Source organism: Nocardia sp. NPDC003963 (assembly GCF_053605105.1).
In genome coordinates this window covers 1-7,749 of record NZ_JBSGIP010000092.1, presented here as the reverse complement: position 1 = coordinate 7,749, position 7,749 = coordinate 1, and the positions used below count along the sequence as shown (strand labels likewise).

The following is a 7,749-nucleotide window of genomic DNA, read 5'->3' as shown; positions in this document are numbered from 1 at the left end:
GGGCCCTATTAACCCCGGTTCTTCACTCCTTCGCTCAGTCGCTGCGCTCCTTCGCTACGTCGCTCCAGAACCGGGGCGGGCCCCGCCTGCGGATGCCGACCGTCTGGAAATGCGAATCGCTTCCAGGCCGAGTCAGCCCACGACATCGCCACCGCCCGGCCCTCCCGACCGCGGGCAAACCGTCCGGAAGTCCACAGCCTCGGACGCCGCACGTCCGCCCCTGTCCTCCCTGGAACCAGGGCGGGCCCCGTCGATGGATGCCGACCTGCAGAGAGTTCGACCTCGAGCAGCCCGAGTAAGCCGACGACATCCGGTAACCCCCGAACCACGGACGAACCGGCCACACGCCCGCAGCCGCGGACGCCACACACTTGCCCCGGGGCCAGGGCCGGCCCCCTGGCGGATGCCGACTTGCGGAAATGCGGTCTCGACCGGCTCGAGTAGGCCCGCGAAACCGCCGGCACCCGGTAATCCCAGGTGTGGACAACTGACCACGTGCCCACAGCCTCGGACGGCACGCCTCCCTGTTGTCGCCCGGAAACCGCGCGGGCTCCGCACATCGCGTTTGCGTCGGCTTTGCTCGCGCCGGTTTCCGCCAACGGTGCCGGTGCCAATAACGTGGTACGGATGACCGGCCGCATCGCCATCGATGACACCGCCCCGCGCATCCCCGGCGGCTACCCGGCCAAGGCTGTGGTCGGGGAGGTTTTCCCGGTGCGGGCGGTGGTGTGGCGGGACGGGCACGGTGCGGTCGGGGCCACCCTCGCGGTGCGGGCACCGGGCGCGTCCCGGTCGGTGCGGATACCGATGACCCCCGACTACGAACCCGATGTGTTCAACGGTGTGTTCACACCCACCGGGCCTGGGCTGTGGCATTTCCGGGTCGAGGGATGGGCTGATTCGGTCACGACCTGGCGGTCGGCGGTGGCGGCGAAACTGGCGGTCGGGCAGAGCGCGGCGGATCTGCGCAACGATCTGGAGATCGGTGCCCGCTTACTGGACCGGGCGGCGCAGGCGGTGCCGAAGAAGGAGTTCGAGCAGCTGCGGGCCGCGGCGCAGGCGCTGCGCGGTGACGAACCGCTTCCGGCGCGGGTGGCTCCGGCGTTCACCGATGAGATCGCCGAGATCCTGCATCGGACGCCGCTACGGGATCTGCTCACCCGCGGGCCGCAGTTCTCGGTGCTGGTGGAACGGCCGCGGGCGCGCACCGGGTCCTGGTACGAGTTCTTTCCGCGCTCGACCGGCGGCCGGGACGCCGCCGGCATCCCGGTGCACGGCACCTTCGCCACCGCGGCGAACGACCTCCCGCGAATAGCGGCGATGGGTTTCGATGTGGTCTACCTGCCGCCGATCCATCCCATCGGCACGGTGAACCGCAAGGGCCGTAACAACGCGCTCACGGCAGGTCCGGAGGATGTCGGTTCGCCGTGGGCGATCGGTTCGGCCGCGGGCGGTCACGACGCGTTCCATCCACAACTGGGTACCGAAGCCGATTTCCGTGCCTTCGTCGGCGCCGCCGCCGAGCTCGGCCTGGAGGTCGCGCTGGATCTGGCTCTCCAGTGCGCACCGGACCATCCGTGGGTGAACGCGCATCCGGAATGGTTCACCACCCTGCCGGACGGCACCATCGCCTACGCCGAGAATCCGCCCAAGAAGTACCAGGACATCTATCCACTCGAATTCGACAACGATCCCGACGGCCTCTACGCCGAAGTGCTGCGGGTGGTGCGGTACTGGATCGGGCTGGGGGTGAAGATCTTCCGGGTCGACAACCCGCACACCAAACCGGCCGATTTCTGGGAGTGGCTGATCGCCGCGGTCCACCGGACCGATCCGGACGTGGTCTTCCTGTCCGAGGCGTTCACCTACCCGGCCCGCCTCTACGGTCTGGCGCGGCGCGGTTTCAGCCAGTCCTACACCTATTTCACCTGGCGGACCCATAAACACGAGCTCACCGAGTTCGGTATCGAACTCGCCGCCAAGGCCGACGAGGCCCGGCCCAACCTCTTCGTCAACACCCCCGACATCCTGCACGAGAGCCTCCAGCACGGGGGTCCGGGCATGTTCGCGATCCGGGCGGTGCTGGCCGCGACTCTCGGCCCCAGCTGGGGAGTGTATTCCGGCTACGAACTGTACGAGCACCGGGCGGTCCGCCCCGGCAGCGAGGAATATCTCGATTCGGAGAAGTACGAACTACGGCCGCGGCCGTTCGCCGCGGCGCGGGCCCGCGGCGAATCACTCGAACCACTGCTCACCCGGCTCAACGAGATCCGCCGCCGGCATACCGCACTGCAACAGCTGCGCTGCCTGCACTTCCACCATATCGACAACGACAATCTGCTCGCGTATTCGAAGATCGACCCGGCGACCGGCGACGCGGTACTGGTCGTGGTGAACCTGAATCCCTTCACCGCTGAGCAGGGCATGCTCTCGCTGGATCTACCCGCGGTCGGCCGGGAATGGCACGACCGCCCGGTGGTCCACGACGAGATCAGCGGCGAGCAGTACCACTGGGCCCAGTCCAACTACATCCGGCTCGACCCCATCCACGCGGTCGCCCACATCATCGCGCTGCCGCCGGTCCCCCATCACGCCCGAACCGCGCTGGCATACCGGCGCGGCTTCCGGTGACCGCGTGATGGACCGCCGCGATCTGCTGCTCCTCGCGGCCGGCAGCCACCCCGACCCGCATACCGTATTGGGCGCGCACCCGCATCCGGACGGAACCGTCGTGCAGATACTGCGGCCCGCCGCGGAATCGGTATCGGTACTGGTCGGCGGTGCCGAGCATCGGCTGGAATCGGTGGGGCACGGCGTTTTCGCCGCGGTACTGCCGTATCCGGAGATCCTCGACTATCGCGTCGTCACCGTGCACGCGCATCTTCCGGCCACCGTGACCGCCGACGGCTACCGCTTCCTGCCCACCCTCGGCGATCTGGACCTGCACCTCATCGGTGAGGGCCGGCACCAACGGTTGTGGGAGGTGCTGGGTGCGCATCCGCGCACCTACCGCGGCCTCGACGGGGAAGTTCGAGGGGTGTCGTTCGCGGTCTGGGCGCCGAACGCCCGCGGTGTCACGGTCTTCGGCGATTTCGATCACTGGCAGGGCGGCACCTGGCCCATGCGCTCGCTCGGAAGGTCCGGGGTCTGGGAGGTCTTCGTACCCGACGCGGCACCCGGCGACCGCTACAAGTACCGGGTGCACGGCGCCGACGGCCGCACAACCGATCACGCCGACCCGGTCGCGTTCGCCACCGAGCTCCCACCGGCCACGGCCTCGGTCGTCGCCGAGTCCGGCCACCACTGGACCGATCGCGACTGGCTCACCGTCCGGGCCCGTACCGATCCGGCGCGGGCACCCTTCAGCGTTTTCGAAGTCCATCTCGCGTCCTGGCGGCCCGGTCTCGGCTACCGCGAACTCGCGACCGAACTCAGCGAATACGTACACGGCCTCGGATTCACCCACGTCGAATTGCTGCCCATCGCCGAACATCCCTTCGGCGGATCGTGGGGTTACCAGGTCACCTCGTACTACGCTCCCACCGCGCGCTTCGGCAGCCCCGACGATTTCCGGGCCTTCGTCGACCATCTGCACACCGAGGGCATCGGCGTCATCCTCGACTGGGTGCCCGCCCATTTTCCCCGCGATTCGTGGGCACTGGCCCGATTCGACGGCACCCCACTCTACGAACACCCGGATCCGCGACGCGGCGAACAGCCCGAATGGGGCACCCTGGTGTTCGACTACGGACGCCCCGAAGTGCGCAACTTCCTGGTCGCCAACGCCCGATTCTGGATCGAGGAGTTCCATATCGACGGCCTGCGCGTCGATGCGGTCGCGGCCATGCTGTACCTCGACTACGCCCGGCCCGGCGGCGACTGGGAGCCGAACATCCACGGCGGCCGCGAGCATCTGGAGGCGGTCGCGTTCCTCACCGAACTGAACGACAGCCTGCACAATTCGTATCCGGGAGTCGTCACCATCGCCGAGGAATCCACCACCTGGGCCGGTGTCACCCGCGCCACCGAGGTCGGCGGCCTCGGCTTCTCCATGAAATGGAATATGGGCTGGATGCACGACACCCTCGGCTATCTGGGCCGCGATCCCGTCCACCGCACCTGGCACCACAACGAGATCACCTTCTCGCTCATGTACGCGTGGAGTGAGAGTTATGTGCTGCCCATCAGTCACGACGAGGTCGTACACGGTAAGGGCACACTGTGGACCCGGATGCCCGGCGACGAGTTCGCCAAAGCGGGCGGTGTCCGGGCCCTGCTCGCCTACATGTGGGCACACCCCGGTAAACAACTGCTGTTCATGGGCCAGGAGTTCGGGCACTACCGCGAGTGGTGGCACGACCACAGTCTCGACTGGCACGAACTGGACAACCCGCTGCACCGCGGTATCCAACTACTCGTAGCCGACCTCAACCGTATCTATCGCGACCATCCGGCCCTGTGGAGTCAGGACACCACCCCCGGCGGGCACTCCTGGATCACCGCCGACGACCGGGAGACCAACGTCCTGGCTTTCCTCCGGCACGGCACCGACGGGGCGACGGTGGCCTGCGTCTGCAATTTCTCCGGCACCACCTACACCGGCTACCGGCTGGGCCTGCCCGCGGCCGGGGACTGGATCGAGATCCTGAACACCGACGCACTCGAATACGGCGGTACCGGTTCGGGCAATCTCGGCATCGTCCACGCGACCCCGACGAGCCGGCACGACCGCCCCGCCTCGGCCACGCTCACACTCGGCCCGCTCAGCGTCATCTGGCTGACGCAGTGTTGATGGCGGCGCCTTCGGCGCCGCGGGGGTGGGGCCCTATTAACCCCGGTTCTTCCCTCCTCCGCTCAGTCGCTGCGCTCCTTCGCTCCGTCAGTCCAGAACCGGGGCGGGCCCCACCCACTGAGGTGGACCATCCGGAGTAGACGGAAGGTGTGGGTTCGCATGCCGAAGATCCCCCAGCCGCTGCGCTCCTTCGCTCTGTCGCTCCAACCGGGGCCGGGACCCATCTGCACATGATGACCATCCGGGAGCAGATGAAAGGGGGTGGGCCCGCATGGCAACGATCCCCGGGGCCTCGACCGCCCCGACGGAAAGCTCAGTACAGTGCGGTCGCCAATTTGCGTCGGGCGGCCACTACGAAGGGTTCGGCCTGGTCGAAGAGTTCGAACAGTTCCAGCAGCCGGGTGCGTACTGCGGTGCGTTCATCGCCGGAGGTCCGCGCGACCAGTCCGATAAGCCGGTCGAAAGCGGCCTCGGGCTGCTGCCCGTAGAGCTCCACATCGGCGGCGTCGAGGGCGGCGGCGACATTACCCGGGTCCGCGTCGGCGGTGGCGATCGCGGATTCCGGCAGTTCCTGGGCACGACTCAGGAATTTCACCTGCCGCAGCGCCGCTTTGGCCTCGGCATTGCCGGGCTCCTGGGCGACGATCGATTCGTAGGCCGATTCCGCACCCGCGAGATCACCCTGTTCCAGCAGCGCTTCGGCGGCGGCGAACCGCGGATCGGCGGGCTGTTCCTGCGGCGCTTCCGGATCGCCTTCGAGCTTGCCCTCCACCGCCTGCACCACCGCGGCCAGCCACTGCGATACCTGTGCCTCCGGCTGACTCCCCTGGAAATCGGCCAGCGGCTGCCCGCCCGCCACCGCGATCACCGTGGGAATGCCCTGGACGCCGAAGGCCTGCGCGATCCGCATATTGCTCTCGGCCTCGACAGCGGCGAGATCCCAGGCACCACCGGACTCGCCGACCAGCCGCTCGAGCAGCTGGACCAGTTCGATACTGCCCGGACTGCGCTGCGAGTACAGCGCCACCACCACCGGCACCTGGGCGGAGCGGCGCAGGACCTTGGTCTCGAAATCCGCCTCGGTGACCGTATGGTCGCCCGAGGCGGCCGGCGCCGCCCCCGCCGGCGGCTGCTTCAGGGCGGACAGATCCACCGCCCCGGACATGGCGGCGGCTGCGGCGGGTGAAGGACGGCGGGATGCAGGTCGAGTCACAGGCTCCAGTTTGTCACGAGGAGGCCGCGAGAGTCTTCGGGGACTCGGTGATACCGGGCGCGCTCAGCTCGCCCAGCTTGCCGGCGCGCACGGCCCACACTTCGAAGATCACGGTGAAGAACGGCGGGATGCTGGACAGCAGCGCCAGCACCGTGGTCTTCCAGTTCCATTCCAGCTCGCGCGCGGCCAGCAGTGCGGCCAGCAGGAAAAGGACGAAGACGCCGCCGTGGATCGGACCGAAGATCTTCACCCCGATCTCGTTGCCCTCGGCGGGGAGGTACTTGAACGCCATTCCCACCAGCAGTCCGAACCAGGACAGTGCCTCGAGCACCGCGAAGAATCGGAACCTGCCGGCAACGGTACGCAGACCAAGGAAGTTCATGCGCCCCATTGTGCCCTAGCCACTACGCGGCGTCGTAGTCGAACCGGTCACACCGGTCACTCAGGACAAACCAGACGCCCTACACCTTGACGATCAGCGCATCACCCTGGCCGCCGCCGCCACACAGCGCGGCCGCACCGATCCCGCCACCACGCCGCCGCAACTCCAACGCCAGATGCAGCACGATCCGCGCACCCGACATCCCGAGCGGATGCCCGACCGCGATGGCGCCACCGTTGACGTTCACCTTCGCCGCGTCGATACCGAGCTTGCGGGTCGAGGCGATACCGACCGCCGCGAACGCCTCGTTGATCTCCACGAGGTCCAGATCGGCCGGGACGATCCCTTCCTTGGCACACGCCGCGGCGATCGCATCGGCCGGCTGATCCTGCAGGGTCGAATCCGGACCGGCCACCACACCGGCCGCACCGATCTCGGCGATCCAGCTCAGCCCCAGCTCCTGCGCCTTGGTCTTGCTCATCACGACCACCGCGGCCGCGCCGTCGGAGATCTGCGACGCCGACCCGGCGGTGATCGTCCCGTCCTTCCGGAACGAAGGACGCAGTTTGGACAGCGATTCCGCGGTGGTATCGGCGCGGATACCCTCGTCCCGGCGCACGACGACCGGATCGCCCTTGCGCTGCGGCACCTCGACGGGAGCCACCTCGTCGTCGAAGACCCCGTTCTTCCAGGCCGCGGCCGCGCGCTGATGCGACGCCGCGGCGAACGCGTCCTGATCGGCCCGGGTGATCGGGTCGGCGTCGTTGCGCTGCTCGGTGAGCGCACCCATCGCCTGATCGGTGAAGATATCGTGCAGGCCGTCGTAGGCCATATGGTCGCGCAGGGTCACATCGCCGTACTTGAATCCCTCGCGGCTCTTCTCGAGCATATGCGGGGCGCGGCTCATCGATTCCTGTCCACCGGCGACCACGATCTCGTACTCCCCGGCCCGGATCAGCTGATCGGCCAGCGCGATCGCGTTGATCCCGGACAGACAGACCTTGTTCAGCGTCAGCGCCGGAACATCCATGGGAATCCCGCCGGCCACCGCGGCCTGTCGCGCGGGGATCTGACCCGCGCCCGCGGTGAGCACCTGACCCATGATCACGTAGTCGACCTGCTCACCTCGCACACCGGCCTTCGCGAGCGCCGCCGCGATCGCGAAACCGCCCAGATCCGAACCGCTGAAGTCCTTCAGACCGCCCAGCAGCCGGCCGATCGGGGTACGCGCCCCGGCCACGATCACAGAGTTGGTCACGACGAGCCTCCTGTATATATTGCGGCGCCTTCGGCGCCGCGTGGGCGGGGCCCTATCAACCCCGGTTCTTCACTCCGCCGCTCAGTCGCTGCGCTCCTTCGCTC

At 68.1% G+C, this 7,749-nt stretch carries 5 protein-coding genes; 2 read left to right on the top strand and 3 right to left on the bottom strand.

Annotated elements, in window-relative coordinates; all coding sequences use genetic code 11:
• The first annotated feature begins 627 nt into the window (after window positions 1-627).
• Together ACWEWT_RS38145 and glgB are read left to right on the top strand one after the other, a co-directional pair.
• Window positions 628-2,631, top strand: a complete 2,004-nt coding sequence (locus ACWEWT_RS38145; RefSeq protein ID WP_452565790.1) for an alpha-1,4-glucan--maltose-1-phosphate maltosyltransferase — start codon at window positions 628-630, stop codon at window positions 2,629-2,631.
• Between the two features lie 7 nt (window positions 2,632-2,638).
• Window positions 2,639-4,792, top strand: a complete 2,154-nt coding sequence (glgB, locus tag ACWEWT_RS38140) for a 1,4-alpha-glucan branching protein GlgB (RefSeq protein ID WP_452565794.1) — start codon at window positions 2,639-2,641, stop codon at window positions 4,790-4,792.
• Between the two features lie 313 nt (window positions 4,793-5,105).
• Here glgB and ACWEWT_RS38135 read toward each other — a convergent pair whose 3' ends face one another.
• From ACWEWT_RS38135 to ACWEWT_RS38125, 3 genes are all read right to left on the bottom strand, one after another.
• Window positions 5,106-5,957, bottom strand: coding sequence for a tetratricopeptide repeat protein (locus ACWEWT_RS38135; RefSeq protein WP_452565792.1), 852 nt, complete (start codon window positions 5,955-5,957; stop codon window positions 5,106-5,108).
• 61 nt (window positions 5,958-6,018) lie between these two features.
• Entirely contained in the window at window positions 6,019-6,387 is a 369-nt protein-coding gene (locus ACWEWT_RS38130; protein ID WP_452565789.1) for a DUF3817 domain-containing protein, read from the bottom strand.
• Between the two features lie 79 nt (window positions 6,388-6,466).
• Window positions 6,467-7,645: an acetyl-CoA C-acetyltransferase gene (locus tag ACWEWT_RS38125; protein ID WP_452565788.1), complete on the bottom strand. Its 1,179-nt coding sequence runs from the start codon at window positions 7,643-7,645 to the stop codon at window positions 6,467-6,469.
• Between the last annotated feature and the right edge of the window lie 104 nt (window positions 7,646-7,749).

Excerpts from the sequence above, each read along its gene's own strand:
- ACWEWT_RS38145 (WP_452565790.1), top strand. The coding sequence starts at position 628 with ATGACCGGCCGCATCGCCATCGATGACACCGCCCCGCGCATCCCCGGC.
- glgB (WP_452565794.1), top strand. The coding sequence starts at position 2,639 with ATGGACCGCCGCGATCTGCTGCTCCTCGCGGCCGGCAGCCACCCCGAC.
- ACWEWT_RS38135 (WP_452565792.1), bottom strand. The coding sequence starts at position 5,957 with ATGTCCGGGGCGGTGGATCTGTCCGCCCTGAAGCAGCCGCCGGCGGGG.
- ACWEWT_RS38130 (WP_452565789.1), bottom strand. The coding sequence starts at position 6,387 with ATGAACTTCCTTGGTCTGCGTACCGTTGCCGGCAGGTTCCGATTCTTC.